The 14,421-nt window shown below is 48.6% G+C and carries 16 protein-coding genes and 1 pseudogene; 11 read left to right on the top strand and 6 right to left on the bottom strand.

Annotated elements, in window-relative coordinates; genetic code table 11:
* Positions 1-5: 5 nt before the first annotated feature.
* Positions 6-692, top strand: a complete 687-nt coding sequence (locus FC814_RS15275; RefSeq protein ID WP_001253647.1) for a DUF2931 family protein — start codon at positions 6-8, stop codon at positions 690-692.
* An 87-nt stretch (positions 693-779) separates the two neighbouring features.
* A pseudogene (locus FC814_RS15270) lies at positions 780-1,001 on the top strand (aldehyde dehydrogenase family protein); the annotation flags it as partial.
* Positions 1,002-1,096: 95 nt separating this feature from the next.
* Here FC814_RS15270 and gap read toward each other — a convergent pair.
* Positions 1,097-2,098 (bottom strand): type I glyceraldehyde-3-phosphate dehydrogenase, encoded by a 1,002-nt coding sequence (gap, locus tag FC814_RS15265; RefSeq protein ID WP_000048677.1) that lies wholly within the window; start codon positions 2,096-2,098, stop codon positions 1,097-1,099.
* A 188-nt stretch (positions 2,099-2,286) separates the two neighbouring features.
* Here gap and cybB point away from each other — a divergent pair, with 188 nt between their 5' ends.
* On the top strand, positions 2,287-2,817 hold the full coding sequence (gene cybB / locus FC814_RS15260) for a cytochrome b561 (RefSeq protein WP_010347364.1): 531 nt from the start codon (positions 2,287-2,289) through the stop codon (positions 2,815-2,817).
* A 273-nt stretch (positions 2,818-3,090) separates the two neighbouring features.
* The gene (locus FC814_RS15255; protein WP_000717309.1) at positions 3,091-3,264 is read left to right on the top strand and encodes a hypothetical protein; all 174 of its coding nucleotides are present in this window, start codon (positions 3,091-3,093) and stop codon (positions 3,262-3,264) included.
* A 73-nt stretch (positions 3,265-3,337) separates the two neighbouring features.
* On the opposite strand, the gene FC814_RS15250 is transcribed toward FC814_RS15255, so the two are convergent.
* Both FC814_RS15250 and FC814_RS15245 read right to left on the bottom strand, forming a co-directional pair.
* Positions 3,338-3,487, bottom strand: a complete 150-nt coding sequence (locus tag FC814_RS15250; RefSeq protein WP_024165206.1) for a type I toxin-antitoxin system Hok family toxin — start codon at positions 3,485-3,487, stop codon at positions 3,338-3,340.
* Between the two features lie 346 nt (positions 3,488-3,833).
* Positions 3,834-3,983 carry a type I toxin-antitoxin system Hok family toxin gene (locus tag FC814_RS15245; RefSeq protein WP_024165206.1) on the bottom strand — a complete coding sequence of 50 codons (150 nt, stop codon included), beginning with the start codon at positions 3,981-3,983 and terminating at the stop codon, positions 3,834-3,836.
* A 400-nt stretch (positions 3,984-4,383) separates the two neighbouring features.
* On the opposite strand from FC814_RS15245, the gene FC814_RS15240 reads away from it, so the two are divergent.
* Positions 4,384-6,024, top strand: coding sequence for a methyl-accepting chemotaxis protein (locus FC814_RS15240; protein WP_000557617.1), 1,641 nt, complete (start codon positions 4,384-4,386; stop codon positions 6,022-6,024).
* Between the two features lie 37 nt (positions 6,025-6,061).
* Here FC814_RS15240 and FC814_RS15235 read toward each other — a convergent pair whose 3' ends face one another.
* A complete protein-coding gene (locus FC814_RS15235; RefSeq protein ID WP_000414570.1) occupies positions 6,062-6,985 on the bottom strand; it encodes a LysR substrate-binding domain-containing protein in 924 nt (307 codons plus the stop codon).
* A gap of 216 nt (positions 6,986-7,201) precedes the next feature.
* Between FC814_RS15235 and FC814_RS15230 the strand changes: the two genes are divergently transcribed.
* The 4 genes from FC814_RS15230 (at position 7,202) to rimL (ending at position 11,392) form a co-directional block, all read left to right on the top strand.
* A complete protein-coding gene (locus FC814_RS15230) occupies positions 7,202-8,545 on the top strand; it encodes a VOC family protein (RefSeq protein ID WP_137326143.1) in 1,344 nt (447 codons plus the stop codon).
* 224 nt (positions 8,546-8,769) lie between these two features.
* Positions 8,770-10,425 (top strand): glucan biosynthesis protein OpgD, encoded by a 1,656-nt coding sequence (gene opgD, locus FC814_RS15225; RefSeq protein WP_000375980.1) that lies wholly within the window; start codon positions 8,770-8,772, stop codon positions 10,423-10,425.
* Positions 10,426-10,566: 141 nt separating this feature from the next.
* Positions 10,567-10,791 carry a YdcH family protein gene (locus FC814_RS15220; RefSeq protein ID WP_010351400.1) on the top strand — a complete coding sequence of 75 codons (225 nt, stop codon included), beginning with the start codon at positions 10,567-10,569 and terminating at the stop codon, positions 10,789-10,791.
* 61 nt (positions 10,792-10,852) lie between these two features.
* Positions 10,853-11,392, top strand: a complete 540-nt coding sequence (rimL, locus tag FC814_RS15215) for a 50S ribosomal protein L7/L12-serine acetyltransferase (RefSeq protein ID WP_000140870.1) — start codon at positions 10,853-10,855, stop codon at positions 11,390-11,392.
* On the opposite strand, the gene ydcK is transcribed toward rimL, so the two are convergent.
* Complete coding sequence (gene ydcK, locus FC814_RS15210; protein ID WP_085460739.1) at positions 11,384-12,364, bottom strand: YdcK family protein; 981 nt, start codon at positions 12,362-12,364, stop codon at positions 11,384-11,386. The two genes, rimL and ydcK, sit on opposite strands and share 9 nt — an antisense overlap.
* 123 nt (positions 12,365-12,487) lie before the next feature.
* Between ydcK and tehA the strand changes: the two genes are divergently transcribed.
* Both tehA and tehB read left to right on the top strand, forming a co-directional pair.
* The gene (gene tehA / locus FC814_RS15205) at positions 12,488-13,480 is read left to right on the top strand and encodes a dicarboxylate transporter/tellurite-resistance protein TehA (protein WP_105280927.1); all 993 of its coding nucleotides are present in this window, start codon (positions 12,488-12,490) and stop codon (positions 13,478-13,480) included.
* The gene (tehB, locus tag FC814_RS15200) at positions 13,477-14,070 is read left to right on the top strand and encodes a tellurite resistance methyltransferase TehB (protein WP_000586748.1); all 594 of its coding nucleotides are present in this window, start codon (positions 13,477-13,479) and stop codon (positions 14,068-14,070) included. The genes tehA and tehB overlap by 4 nt, the downstream gene beginning before the upstream one ends.
* Before the next feature lie 290 nt (positions 14,071-14,360).
* Here the strand turns inward: tehB and FC814_RS23555 are convergent.
* On the bottom strand, positions 14,361-14,421 hold a 61-nt coding region (locus tag FC814_RS23555; protein WP_071528444.1), incomplete at its 5' end, for an IS1 family transposase.

Raw genomic sequence — 14,421 nt, 5'->3', positions numbered from 1 at the left:
AAGGGATGAGACGATTACCGCTGATGGTGGCCGTGCTGGGGGGCATTCTGCTTTCAGGCTGCCATGACCGCCGGGCAGGCGTAAAGACGCTGCTGGGAGACGGCGTGGAGCAGTGGGGAAAGAAGCTGCCTTACGATAACTGGAATTTTAGCTTTATATACCCGAAAAATCTGCCTGCACTAGTGACGATGGTGTACCTGGAGGACGGGGATATTCGGGAAAGTATCTTCCGTCGGTTAGATCCTATGGACATCAGTGATCTGAGTGTCGGGCGCTGGCATGATTTGATAGGGGGGTATGGCGGGTATTTTAACCGGGGAAAAGCACTGCCGGTACGAATGACGGTGTGCTGGGACTCGGTTATCGACAAGAAAGCGTATGAAACGGAGATCTGGTTCAGCCGGGAGACGTGGCAGCAGATGGCTACGGCATATCCTGACCCGTATCATCCTGGTAAACCTTACTACCGGAAGCGAATGGCTGTTGGTCTTGCTCCAGGCGGTACTGTACGGATCTGGCTTGAGGATAACGGGAACCCATCCGTACTCCAGCAACCAGCACGGCAGCTTACCCTGACGGGGGATGATATGCTGATATGCAAAGGGGTAACGAAACATCCTAACGGGTATGTTTATTACGGAAAGACACCAGATTTCATCAAAGGGAAAACCTATCCGTATGGTAACTGGTAGGGCATAACGATTAGAAAACTCAAAAGGATCTTCTTGAGATCCTTTTGAGCATCAATCTGATTGTTTTAACGGGTTAAACTTCAATACCGCGAACGCGCCAGAGAAATCAGTACGCTGATTGTCGAGTAAGGGGGCAAGAGCCAGCAATTGGCTGAAATCGAAGTGGGCGTGGCGTTATGAGGGAAAAATTATTCAAAGCGATCATATTATTCTGTTTAAACGTGCTCTTGGCGTGACCACCGGTATTCTGCCGTGGAACTTCCCGTTCTTCCTATTGCCCACAAAATGTCGCCTGCTCTAGTGACCGGTAAACATGGCTTGCATGAGTACCTTCAAACCCAGGTAGTCTATTTACAGTCATAATGTGTAAAACAGGCGGAGGCATTTTTCTCCGCCTGTATCTGTCAGAGTTTGGCGAATTTTTCGAGAGTGCGAATAAGCTGGGTAACAAACCCATATTCGTTATCGTACCAGGCGACTGTTTTCACCAGTTGTAGATCGCCCACGGCGGTAATCTCCGTTTGCGTGGCATCAAACACCGAACCGAAATGGCTACCAATGATATCGGAAGAGACTATTTCTTCATCGGTATAACCAAATGACTCGTTATTGTTTGTCGCTTTTTTAAGCGCGTTGTTCACCTCTTCGGCAGTGACTTTTTTCCCGAGAATAGACACCAGTTCGGTGACCGAACCTGTTTTCACGGGTACACGCTGCGCATGGCCTTTCAGTTTGCCGCTCAGTTCCGGGATCACCAGGCCAATGGCTTTTGCCGCGCCAGTGGTGTGAGGAATGATATTTTCTGCCGCCGCACGTGAAGCGCGTAGATCTTTACCACGCGGACCATCCACCAGTGACTGGGTGCCGGTATAGGCATGAATAGTCGTCATCGTGCCGACTTCTATTCCGAAACTGTCGTGCAAGGCTTTGGCCATCGGCGCAAGACAGTTGGTGGTGCATGACGCCACGGAAACAATGGTGTCGTTGCCATCCAGAGTGTCGTCATTGACGTTATAAACGATAGTTTTCATCTCACCGGCAGGGGCGGAAATCAGTACCTTCCTGGCGCCAGCATCCAGATGCGCCTGTGATTTTTCTGCAGAGGTATAAAAGCCTGTACATTCGACAATGATTTCTGCACCTTTTGCTTTCCACGGAATATTTTTTGCCTCTTTTTCGGCGTAAACCGCAATGCTTTTCCCATCGACGATAAGTGAGTCTTCTGTGAAATCAACGCTCCAGGGGAACGGGCCGTAGTTTGAATCGTGTTTCAGTAGATAGGCGAGAATTTTCGGTGATGTGAGATCATTAATAGCGACAACGTCTATGTTGCTTTTGACCTCAAGTAATCGACGCAACACCAGTCGACCGATACGACCAAAACCGTTAATGCCAACTTTACTCATGGTTTTCTCCTGTAAGGAACTCTTGGGTGAAAATTGATCCTTTCCAGGCTTAGACCAGGATGGCGGGATGAGCAATCTACATTCGTGCAGCGAAACGTAACGTACTGAAAAAGGGCGAACAATATTTAATGAAATTTTAAGAAAAGCTGGTTATGTTAACGGAAAATTGTTTTAAAGCAGGAAATGTTATGGAAAAGAAATATTCAAGGTTACAAATTGGCATTCACTGGCTGGTCTTTTTGCTGGTTATTGCAGCGTATTGCGCAATGGAGTTTCGTGGCTTTTTCCCGCGAGCCGATCGGCCGCTCATCAACATGATCCATGTTTCCTGCGGCATTTCGATTCTCGTACTAATGGTGCTTCGTCTTGTGCTAAGACTGAAATACCCAACCCCGCCAATTGTGCCTAAACCGAAACCGATGATGACGGGGCTTGCGCATCTTGGGCATCTGGTCATTTACCTGCTGTTTATCGCGTTGCCACTGATTGGTATCGTGATGATGTATAACCGTGGCAATCCCTGGTTTGCGTTCGGTGTAACGATGCCTTACACATCAGAGCCAAATTTCGATCTGGTGGATATTTTAAAGTCGTGGCATGAAACGCTGGCAAATTTGGGATATTTCGTTATCGGGCTACATGCTGCTGCTGCATTGGCACACCACTATTTCTGGAAGGACAACACGCTTCTGCGCATGATGCCGCGTAAGCGTTCCTGACGACAATAAAAGAAAGCGCCTGTACTAAACCAGACCCGTGGTACAGGCGAAGAATACGGGTCTACATCGGAAGCATCTATTATATTTATTTGTATGACAAATAAAACCATAATTAGCCTTTATGTGTTTATCTGGATTATATTTAACCAATTTATCTTTCAGTTAAGATTGAAATCCAATTTCCTCAATTTTTGATCTCTCTAAGTGAAATCAAATCCACCCAGCGTATAACTTTTATACCGAACATAAAATTTGGTAAACAATGGAGGTTATATGAAAAAAATTGCACTTATCTTGTTTGTGGGAATGCTTGTTTCGTTTTATGCCGATGCCGGGCGCAAGCCGTGTTCTGGTTCGAAAGGTGGGATATCCCACTGTACTGCTGGTGGCAAATTTGTTTGTAACGATGGATCTATCAGCGCATCGAAAAAGACATGTACTAACTGAAAGGAAAAAAGGGGTGCCATGAGAAAATGAACCTGCCAGCCAGATGCGCGGGGAAAACTCCCCGCGCTGGCCCTTACCTGGACTTACAGGCCATGAGAGCTGCCACCTCCTTATTACCGTCCCGGAACCGCAGTTCGTAGAGCGTTTGTCGGGTCAGAAGTGTGAATGCCAGTATTGTGAAACAAATAATGAGCAGACACACCACCAGAGGGTTGCGCTTCATAGCCTTTCTCCTTGCCGGATGGCGGGTAAGAGGCTAACATCTGAATTGTTGGGTTCATTCGTCGGCCTCGGTTGATAGAAATATCGGTCGGGGCCTTCGTCTTTCTGATTCCCGGTTAGCCTGAAAACAGAAAGTCTCAGGCACCCGCGAGCATCCTATGTGGTTTCCCTTAGCAGAGAAATAATCACTTTACGGAATTGCGTGACGATTTCCGGCAAATTTTAATCAGATAACATAAACGACAGGATTAAATGCGAGCCAGGTTCCGATTGCAGTATGAAAAGGGGTGCCATGAGAAAATGAACCTGCCAGCCAGATGCGCGGGGAAAACTCCCCGCGCTGGCCCTTACCTGGACTTACAGGCCATGAGAGCCGCCACCTCCTTATTACCGTCCCGGAACCGCAGTTCGTAGAGCGTTTGTCGGGTCAGAAGTGTGAATGCCAGTATTGTGAAACAAATAATGAGCAGACACACCACCAGAGGGTTGCGCTTCATAGCCTTTCTCCTTGCCGGATGGCGGGTAAGAGGCTAACATCTGAATTGTTGGGTTCATTCGTCGGCCTCGGTTGATAGAAATATCGGTCGGGGCCTTCGTCTTTCTGATTCCCGGTTAGCCTGAAAACAGAAAGTCTCAGGCACCCGCGAGCATCCTATGTGGTTTCTCTTAGCAGGGAAATAATCACTTTACGGAATTGCGTAACGCTTTCCAGAATTTCACGCAATACACCTCACAAAGCATTCTTATTCGCCAGTTTATTCATTGCAGCGCCCGATGATCTCTTAACGCATAACATGTTGTAAAAATGTGAAGTGAAAACGTTTTTGGTCGTAAGTAATTACCACCGATTGCCGATGATTCTCTCTCGGGAGTAAATCTGGAAGAGAGACAACGACCATGCATACAACACCCTCACACCGCTTAGGTTTTTTATATCACATCAGGCTGGTTCCGCTATTTGCCTGTATTCTGGGCGGCATATTACTTCTTTTTGCCCTGAGTTCAGCTCTGGCTGGGTATTTTCTCTGGCAGGCTGACCGCGATCAGCGTGACGCTACTGCGGAGATCCAGACTCGCACCGGTCTGGCAAATAGCTCTGATTATCTGCGTTCAGCCCGGATCAATATGATTCAGGCCGGGGCGGCGAGCCGTATCGCAGAAATGGAAGAGATGAAGCGAAATATCGCACAAGCGGAATTGCAGATTAAACAATCGCAGCAAGGTTATCGTACTTACCAGAATCGCCAGGTGAAAACGGCTGCAGATGAAGCTCTGAACGCTGAATTAAATCAACGTTTTCAGGCTTATATAACTGGCCTCCAGCCTATGCTGAAATATGCCAAAAATGGCATGTTTGAAGCGATTATTAATCATGAAAGTGAGCATATCCGAACGCTGGATAATGCTTATACCCATATATTAAACAAAGCCGTTGAAATACGTAGCGCCAGAGCGAACCACCTGGCGGAGCAGGCGCATCAGCGCACTCGACTGGGTGTGATGTTTATGATAGGTGCGTTTATGCTTGCCTTGGTCATGACGCTGATGACCTTCATTGTTTTGCGTCGGATTGTGATTCGACCTCTGCAACATGCCGCGCACCGTATTGAACAAATCGCCAGTGGCGATCTGACAATGAACGACGAACCGACGGGGCGCAGTGAAATTGGACGTTTGAGCCGCCATCTACAGAAAATGCAGCATTCGCTGGTGATGACCGTCGGGACGGTACGCCAGGGGGCGGAGGAGATTTATCGCGGCACCAGCGAAATTTCCGCTGGCAATGCTGACCTTTCTTCACGCACTGAAGAACAGGCGGCGGCGATTGAACAAACCGCTGCCAGCATGGAGCAACTCACCGCGACGGTGAAACAGAATGCGGATAATGCACACCACGCGAGCCGTCTGGCACAAGAGGCTTCCGTTAAAGCCAGCGATGGCGGGAAGACAGTTTCCGGCGTGGTGAAAACGATGGGCGATATCTCCAGTAGCTCGAAAAAAATTTCCGAAATCACCGCCGTGATCAACAGTATTGCTTTCCAGACAAATATTCTGGCGCTCAATGCCGCCGTTGAAGCCGCGCGAGCTGGTGAGCAAGGTCGCGGATTTGCGGTTGTTGCCAGCGAAGTGCGTACACTTGCCAGTCGCAGCGCCCAGGCAGCGAAAGAAATTGAAGGCTTAATCAGCGAATCAGTTGAGTTGATTGGACAAGGGGCTGATGAAGTGGCAACAGCAGGTAAAACGATGAGTGCCATTGTGGATGCAGTGGCGAGCGTCACACATATCATGCAGGAAATTGCCGCTGCTTCGGATGAGCAAAGCAGGGGAATAACGCAGGTTAGCCAGGCGATTTCTGAAATGGATAAAGTAACACAACAGAATGCCTCTCTGGTGGAGGAGGCGTCTGCAGCGGCGGTGTCGCTTGAAGAGCAGGCGACACGATTAACTGAGGCTGTGGATGTATTCCGCCTGAAGAAACAATCGTTACCTGTGGATCAACGAGGGGCAGGCAACTCGGTTAGTTTGGCAACGGCGTGATAATGTCAAAGAAGGGATCGCAAGATCCCTTCACCTTTCAGAATGGCATTGATTTCCGAATTGCGTTAATCATTAGCTGACAGCCGGAAGAGAGCGTTGCATCTACGCGGGTCAGTATTCCAATCGGTTCGCCTGCGCCATGTCCCGGAACAGGCAGCGCCACCAGCGAGGCATGACGCAGGTCGTCTTTTACTGCGCCAGAAGGGACAAACCACACATAGTCATATTCAACCGTAAGCTGACGCGAAAGCGATGCTGAAAGCGTTTCAATACAACCCGAAGGAATTTTGCAGCCCTGGCTTTGTACTAACGCATCTGAATGTTGGCGGGGCGCAGTGCCTTCCGGCGATACGACAACCGGCCATTCCAGTACCCGGCTTAGCGTCACGTTTTCCTGAAGAAGCGGGTGGTTAGGCCGGACAACCAGTTTCAGCGATTCGAGAAACAGCAATTCGTAATTAAGCCCGGTCATCAGTTCAGGATCTGACATCCGGCCAACACCGATATCAATTTCTCCCGTTTTTAAGCCTGCCAGAATCATGGTGTTACTCATGGTGGCAACTTGCAGAGTGGTCTCTTTTTGTTGCTGATGAAACTGACCAATAACGGAAGGCAAGATCCCCAGTGCAGCAGTGGGTAACGCACCAACCCTTACAACATCATTGTTAAGCCCTTCTTTACGATTAAGCGCCTGACCTGCGGTGTTGATGGCGTCAAGTACTCTGACTGCATGGGTTAAAAATTGCTCGCCAGGTAAGGTGAGCTGCGCGCCCTGACGTCCACGGTCAAATAAGCGGGTGCCTGTCAATTGTTCAAGTTCATTCAATGTCTTAGAGAGCGCAGGTTGACTCAAATTAAGGGTTTCAGCCGCGCGCCCCAAAGTTCCTTGTTGTGCGACAGCTACGAAAGTATGAAGGTGGCGCAAACGGATGCGCTGACTAAACAGACTATTTTTTTCCATAAGCGATGTTAAAAACGAAGCGGTGCCGCTGACAAGTGAAGTTGTTTGATTATGATAACTTGATTGCAAAATATTATTAACATATAAAGCAATTTTGTTACGTTTTCAGGCGTGGTTTTACTGATTTCGTGGGGAGATCACAGTTTGTAAATTCTTCCCACCAGAGTAAATGTGGTTACCTACACTCCAGATTACTGACCACTGGAGGCAGAGATTATGGCGAACAGCATCACGGCGGATGAGATTCGGGAACAGTTTTCGCAGGCTATGTCAGCCATGTATCAGCAAGAAGTTCCACAGTACGGTACGCTGCTGGAACTGGTGGCTGACGTCAATCTGTCTGTGCTGGAAAACAATCCCCAATTGCATGAAAAAATGGTAAATGCGGACGAACTGGCGCGACTTAACGTTGAACGTCATGGGGCGATTCGCGTCGGCACCGCACAAGAGCTTGCCACTCTACGGCGGATATTTGCCATTATGGGGATGTATCCGGTCAGTTATTACGATCTCTCGCAGGCGGGCGTGCCGGTACATTCCACAGCATTTCGTCCTATCGATGATGCCTCGCTGGCGCGTAATCCTTTCCGGATTTTTACCTCATTACTTCGCCTTGAACTCATCGAAAACGAAACCTTGCGCCAGAAGGCGGCGGAGATTTTACATCAGCGCGATATCTTTACCCCGCGTTGTCGGCAACTGTTAGATGTATATGATCGGGAGGGCGGCTTTAGCAAAGCTCAGGCGCGGGAGTTTGTGCAGGAAGTCCTGGAGACGTTTCGCTGGCATCAGTCAGCAACAGTAGATGAAGAAACCTATCGCGCGTTGCACAACGAACATCGACTGATTGCTGATGTGGTCTGTTTTCCTGGCTGCCATATTAACCACCTGACGCCACGCACGCTCGACATTGACCGGGTGCAGTCGATGATGCCCGAATGCGGTATTGAACCCAAAATTCTGATCGAAGGGCCGCCGCGCCGCGAGGTGCCGATTTTACTGCGCCAGACCAGTTTTAAGGCGCTGGAAGAGACCGTGTTGTTTGCAGGGCAAAAGCAGGGAACGCATACCGCACGCTTTGGTGAGATAGAGCAACGTGGTGTGGCATTAACGCCGAAAGGACGGCAACTGTATGATGAGCTTCTGCGTAACGCCGGAATCGGACAGGATAATCTCACTCACCAACTGCATTTGCAGGAAACCTTCAGCGCCTTTCCGGACAGTGAATTTCTGATGCGCCAGCAGGGATTGGCATGGTTTCGCTATCGCCTGACGCCATCGGGTGAGGCGCATCGTCAGGCGATCCATCCCGGAGACGATCCACAACCTTTGATCGAACGTGGTTGGGTAGTGGCGCAACCTATTACCTATGAGGATTTCCTGCCGGTTAGTGCTGCGGGGATCTTCCAGTCGAATCTGGGTAATGAAACGCAAATGCGCAGTCACGGTAATGCCAGCCGGGAGGCTTTTGAACTGGCGCTGGGGTGTCCGGTATTTGATGAGTTTCAGTTGTACCAGGAAGCGGAAGAACGCAGTAAACGCCGCTGTGGTTTGCTTTAAATTCTGTCCAACCGACTTTGCAAAAATTTGCCTGATTTTACAAACGAATCAGGCTCATCCCATCGACAGAAAAAAATTGCCGATTTATGCATATTCTCTGAGTTCAACAATTGGATTATTAATAAATATTGTCTAGAGTGAGCGGTCATTAATAAGCATTTTCTTGCCGCTGAATACGACCAGCGCGGGACCATTCACTACACCAGAAGGACTCACTTTCAGGTATGGATCGTAGACGATTTATTAAAGGTTCAATGGCTATGGCCGCCGTGTGCGGGACTAGCGGCATTGCTTCTCTTTTTTCTCAGGCTGCGTTCGCAGCAGAATCTGATATTGCCGACGGGCAAACCCAGCGTTTTGACTTCTCTATTTTACAGTCAATGGCGCACGACTTAGCGCAAACAGCGTGGCGTGGTGCGCCGCGCCCGTTACCCGATACGCTGGCGACGATGACGCCGCAGGCTTATAACAGCATTCAGTATGACGCCGAAAAATCACTCTGGCATAACGTTGAGAACCGCCAACTGGACGCTCAGTTCTTCCATATGGGAATGGGGTTTCGCCGCCGCGTTCGCATGTTCTCTGTTGATCCAGCAACACATCTGGCGCGCGAAATACACTTCCGTCCGGAATTGTTTAAATACAACGATGCGGGTGTTGATACCAAACAATTAGAAGGGCAAAGCGATCTCGGTTTTGCGGGATTCCGTGTATTTAAAGCACCGGAATTGGCGCGCCGCGACGTGGTTTCTTTCCTCGGTGCCAGTTATTTCCGTGCCGTTGATGACACTTATCAATACGGTTTGTCGGCGCGTGGTCTGGCGATCGACACTTACACCGACAGCAAAGAAGAGTTCCCCGACTTTACCGCCTTCTGGTTCGATACGGTAAAACCTGGCGCGACCACTTTTACCGTTTATGCGTTGCTCGATAGCGCCAGCATTACTGGTGCTTACAAGTTCACCATCCACTGTGAGAAGAACCAGGTGATTATGGATGTCGAAAATCACCTGTATGCGCGTAAAGACATTAAACAACTGGGCATCGCGCCGATGACCAGTATGTTCAGTTGCGGGACTAACGAACGTCGTATGTGCGACACCATTCATCCGCAAATCCATGATTCCGACCGTCTTTCCATGTGGCGGGGCAATGGCGAGTGGATCTGCCGTCCGCTGAATAATCCGCAGAAATTGCAGTTCAATGCCTATACCGATAACAATCCAAAAGGGTTTGGCTTGTTGCAGCTGGATCGTGATTTCTCCCATTATCAGGACATTATGGGCTGGTATAACAAACGCCCAAGTCTGTGGGTGGAACCGCGTAACAAGTGGGGTAAGGGCACTATCGGTTTGATGGAGATCCCGACGACGGGAGAAACGCTGGATAATATTGTCTGTTTCTGGCAACCAGAGAAAGCAATCAAAGCGGGCGACGAACTGGCGTTTCAGTATCGTCTTTACTGGAGTGCACAGCCTCCCGTTCATTGTCCATTAGCACGAGTTATGGCGACGCGTACCGGCATGGGAGGCTTCCCGGAAGGCTGGGCGCCAGGTGAACATTATCCGGAAAAATGGGCTCGTCGTTTTGCCGTCGATTTTGTCGGTGGTGATCTGAAAGCGGCTGCGCCGAAAGGGATTGAGCCTGTTATCACACTTTCCAGTGGTGAAGCGAAACAAATAGAAATTCTCTACATTGAGCCGATTGATGGTTACCGTATTCAGTTTGACTGGTATCCGACTTCGGACTCAACTGATCCGGTCGATATGCGTATGTATTTGCGCTGCCAGGGCGATGCCATCAGTGAAACATGGCTGTATCAGTATTTCCCTCCAGCACCGGATAAGCGCCAGTATGTTGACGATCGCGTGATGAACTAATCTTCATTTTTTAGGCACCTTCTTCCGGGAGGGTGCCGTCTGGTTAAACACGATCCCGCTCGCATTTTTCCTCAAGTTAAATGGGTAATCTGATGTTGTATATTCCATATACACGTTGTCAGCCACTAACAGGGAGTGCGTATGTTTCCAGAATATCGAGATTTAATATCCCGTCTGAAAAACGAAAATCCTCGCTTTATGTCCTTGTTTGATAAACATAATAAACTTGATCATGAAATTGCCAGAAAGGAAGGCTCTGACGGTCGAGGATACAATGCGGAAGTCGCTCGCATGAAAAAACAGAAATTACAAATGAAGGATGAGATGCTTAAAATCCTGCAACAGGAGAGCGTCAAAGAGGTGTAAACTTTCCTAAGCCGCCTGCCAGGCGGCTTTTTAACGACTGCAAAGAGTAACAGGAGATAAGATGACTGAAACGATAAAAGTAAGCGACTCACTTGAATTACATGCCGTTGCAGAAAGTCACGTCACACCTCTTTATCAGTTAACCTGCAAAAATAAAAACTGGTTACAGCAGTCGCTAAACTGGCCGCAGTTTGTTCACAGCGAAGAGGACACGCGAAAAACGGTGCAGGGTAATATGATGTTGCATCAACGCGGTTACGCCAAAATGTTCATGATCTTCAAAGAAAATGAACTCGTCGGCGTTATCTCTTTTAATCGAATTGAACCGCTAAATAAAACCGCCGAAATCGGCTACTGGCTGGACGAATCCCATCAGGGACAGGGGATCATTTCTCAGGCGCTACAGGCATTGATTCACCATTACGCCCAGTCTGGTGAACTTAGACGCTTTGTGATCAAATGTCGGGTGGACAACCCGCAAAGCAACCAGGTTGCCTTGCGCAATGGTTTTAGCCTGGAAGGTTGCCTGAAACAGGCTGAGTTCCTGAATGATGTCTATGATGATGTGAATTTATACGCGCGCATTATCGATTCACAATAACCCAGCCAGCGGCGTTCGCGTAATACGTTCCTCACTGTTAATGACTTTTGGACCACGGACATGAATGGTGTCGCCACCAAAGGCTTCAACGACGGCGTGGTCGGTTATCTCCACATGGTTTTCAATCATTACCGCACCTGAAATACGGCTCTTTCCTTGTATTATAACGTGATCGTCAAGTAGAACCGGACCGCCATGCACAACGGCATTTCCGCCAATCAGGACATGATGTTTTAACACGCAATTGCCTTCTACAATGGCATATTCCGCCACCTGTGAGCTGTAATGAATTGTTGGAATCGCATCTTCTTCAGTTCCGGCAATCACACGTGCGTGACCGTAGACTTTCGCACAGTCGCACAGCCAGACGTTGTTTTCTTCATTACCTTCAATACGCGCAAAATCAAAAACTTCGGCACGATGCTCAATAAAAGCATGGCGGACGACGGCATCGCCATAAATTTGCGCCTGATGGACAACGCGTGAGGCGCTGACGCTGGCGCGGTCATAAATTTGTAGCAGAAGATGGTGGTCGGGCGTTAAGCCTTGTGTGGCGACGATCATTGAATGTTGATCGATACAGACCTGACCAAAAATTCTGCACTGACCGCAAACTATTGAATCACGAATGGTGACACTGTCACTTACATGGACGCCCTGGCTGATTTCACTGTTATCGATCCAGGTGTTATCCGTCGTGCAAACCTCTCCCCATAGCACGCTGGCGCCGGTAATACGCGTATTACCGGAAATCACCGTTCCGCCGAACGCAAGAGCATTCTGGTCGTAAATCCAGCAATTACCTTCCTGCGCCAGCACAGTTTCGCTATCGATCCAACCACCAGCCGTCCCTGCTATCACATCATTAAAATCGGCTATGGCAATAATCTGCCGTAATAGCACACTTTTTTTGAAGCCATCTTCCTGATAACTAAAGGCTCGTTGCTCTTCACTTAGACGATATTTGCGCATAGCGTTTTCCCGCAGGTGACTTACTATAACCGTAGCAAATTCTGCGACTCTGGCTATGTTTGAGAAATTTCCATAAAATGCATTTCAAATATACTTTATAAATTAAACAAAATGAGTAACAAGATGCAGAGCGATAAAGTGCTCAATTTACCGGCAGGTTATTTTGGCATTGTGTTGGGGACGATAGGGATGGGATTTGCCTGGCGCTATGCCAGCCAGGTTTGGCAGGTTAGTCACTGGTTGGGGGATGGGCTGGTGATTCTGGCGATGATCATCTGGGGATTATTGACCACCGCATTCATTACCCGACTGATGCGCTTTCCGCAAAGCGTGCTGGCGGAAGTTCGCCATCCGGTGATGAGCAGTTTTGTGAGTTTGTTTCCGGCAACGACGATGCTGGTGGCGATTGGTTTTGTCCCGTGGTTTCGCACGCTGGCGGTGTGTCTGTTCAGCGTTGGGGTAGTGATTCAACTGGTTTACGCTGCCTGGCAAACTGCCGGATTATGGCGTGGTTCTCACCCAGAAGAAGCGACGACACCAGGGCTTTATTTGCCGACGGTTGCCAATAACTTTATCAGCGCGATGGCCTGCGGTGCGCTGGGTTATACCGATGCCGGACTGGTATTTTTAGGCGCTGGCGTCTTCTCCTGGTTAAGCCTTGAACCGGTGATCCTTCAACGACTGCGCAGCTCGGGAGAATTACCCACGGCGCTGCGGACATCGCTTGGCATTCAACTCGCTCCGGCTCTGGTGGCCTGTAGTGCCTGGTTAAGCGTCAACGGCGGCGAGGGGGACACGCTGGCGAAAATGCTCTTTGGCTATGGGCTGCTGCAATTACTGTTTATGCTGCGCCTGATGCCGTGGTATCTCTCACAGCCGTTTAATGCCTCATTCTGGAGTTTTTCGTTCGGTGTTTCCGCGCTGGCTACCACCGGTTTGCATCTGGGAAGCGGTAGCGATAATGGTTTTTTCCATACGCTGGCGGTGCCGTTGTTTATCTTTACCAATTTTATTATTGCATTACTGCTCATCCGTACTTTCGCGCTTCTGATGCAGGGAAAATTGTTAATCAGAACTGAGCGCGCCGTTTTAATGAAATCCGAGGACAAAGAATGATCATTCGTGACGAAAACTACTTTACTAACAAATACGAACTCACCCGCACACACTCCGAAGTTCTGGAAGCGGTGAAAATCGTTAAACCGGGGAAAACGCTGGACTTGGGCTGTGGCAATGGTCGTAACAGTCTTTACCTTGCAGCCAATGGTTATGATGTTGACGCATGGGATAAAAATGCCATGAGTATTGCCAACGTTGAGCGCATTAAAGCCATTGAAAATCTGGAAAATTTACGTACTCAGGTTGTCGATCTGAATAGCCTCACGTTTGATGGACAGTACGATTTTATTCTTTCTACTGTGGTGCTGATGTTCCTGGAGGCGAAAACCATCCCAGGGCTGATTGGCAATATGCAACGTTGCACTAAACCTGGCGGTTACAACCTGATTGTGGCTGCGATGGATACTACTGATTTTCCATGTACCGTCGGCTTTCCGTTTGCCTTCAAAGAGGGAGAGCTACGTCGTTATTATGAAGGCTGGGATTTATTGAAATACAATGAAGATGTCGGTGAATTACACCGCACCGATGCCAACGGTAATCGTATTAAACTGCGTTTCGCTACTATGCTGGCACGTAAAAAATGACCTGAAAAGGATCAACGTAAGAAGTTTGCCTGTTGATCTATTCGGTAAGCATATTTTTTAGCAGGATGATGTGAAATAAGTCACAGCGGATGTGCTTTTTTATCGCCTCAAGTCTCTGAAAATAAATCAATGATGATTGACTCAGCTCCTTTTTCAGCATTGACTATATTGTCGAAAAAGGGGCCGATAAATTTATTTCTGCCAACACTTTTTTTGCCACAACACGAAGCGGTGCTTTTTGCTATAACTTAAAAAGTAATATAATCATCTCAGGAGGTAATGACTCTAACTTATTGATAGTGTTTTATGTTCAGATAATGCCCGATGACTTTGTCATGCAGCTCCACCGAT

The organism is Escherichia sp. MR (assembly GCF_005280595.1).
Lineage (GTDB): Bacteria > Pseudomonadota > Gammaproteobacteria > Enterobacterales > Enterobacteriaceae > Escherichia > Escherichia ruysiae.
The sequence above is the reverse complement of the archived record's forward strand: the minus strand, read 5'-3'. Positions and strand labels throughout refer to the sequence as shown.

Bases quoted from the DNA above. Each gene is read 5' to 3' on its own strand.
- FC814_RS15275 (WP_001253647.1), top strand. From the start codon at position 6: ATGAGACGATTACCGCTGATGGTGGCCGTGCTGGGGGGCATTCTGCTT.
- gap (WP_000048677.1), bottom strand. From the start codon at position 2,098: ATGAGTAAAGTTGGCATTAACGGTTTTGGTCGTATCGGTCGACTGGTG.
- cybB (WP_010347364.1), top strand. From the start codon at position 2,287: ATGGAAAAGAAATATTCAAGGTTACAAATTGGCATTCACTGGCTGGTC.
- FC814_RS15255 (WP_000717309.1), top strand. From the start codon at position 3,091: ATGAAAAAAATTGCACTTATCTTGTTTGTGGGAATGCTTGTTTCGTTT.
- FC814_RS15250 (WP_024165206.1), bottom strand. From the start codon at position 3,487: ATGAAGCGCAACCCTCTGGTGGTGTGTCTGCTCATTATTTGTTTCACA.
- FC814_RS15245 (WP_024165206.1), bottom strand. From the start codon at position 3,983: ATGAAGCGCAACCCTCTGGTGGTGTGTCTGCTCATTATTTGTTTCACA.
- FC814_RS15240 (WP_000557617.1), top strand. From the start codon at position 4,384: ATGCATACAACACCCTCACACCGCTTAGGTTTTTTATATCACATCAGG.
- FC814_RS15235 (WP_000414570.1), bottom strand. From the start codon at position 6,985: ATGGAAAAAAATAGTCTGTTTAGTCAGCGCATCCGTTTGCGCCACCTT.
- FC814_RS15230 (WP_137326143.1), top strand. From the start codon at position 7,202: ATGGCGAACAGCATCACGGCGGATGAGATTCGGGAACAGTTTTCGCAG.
- opgD (WP_000375980.1), top strand. From the start codon at position 8,770: ATGGATCGTAGACGATTTATTAAAGGTTCAATGGCTATGGCCGCCGTG.
- FC814_RS15220 (WP_010351400.1), top strand. From the start codon at position 10,567: ATGTTTCCAGAATATCGAGATTTAATATCCCGTCTGAAAAACGAAAAT.
- rimL (WP_000140870.1), top strand. From the start codon at position 10,853: ATGACTGAAACGATAAAAGTAAGCGACTCACTTGAATTACATGCCGTT.
- ydcK (WP_085460739.1), bottom strand. From the start codon at position 12,364: ATGCGCAAATATCGTCTAAGTGAAGAGCAACGAGCCTTTAGTTATCAG.
- tehA (WP_105280927.1), top strand. From the start codon at position 12,488: ATGCAGAGCGATAAAGTGCTCAATTTACCGGCAGGTTATTTTGGCATT.
- tehB (WP_000586748.1), top strand. From the start codon at position 13,477: ATGATCATTCGTGACGAAAACTACTTTACTAACAAATACGAACTCACC.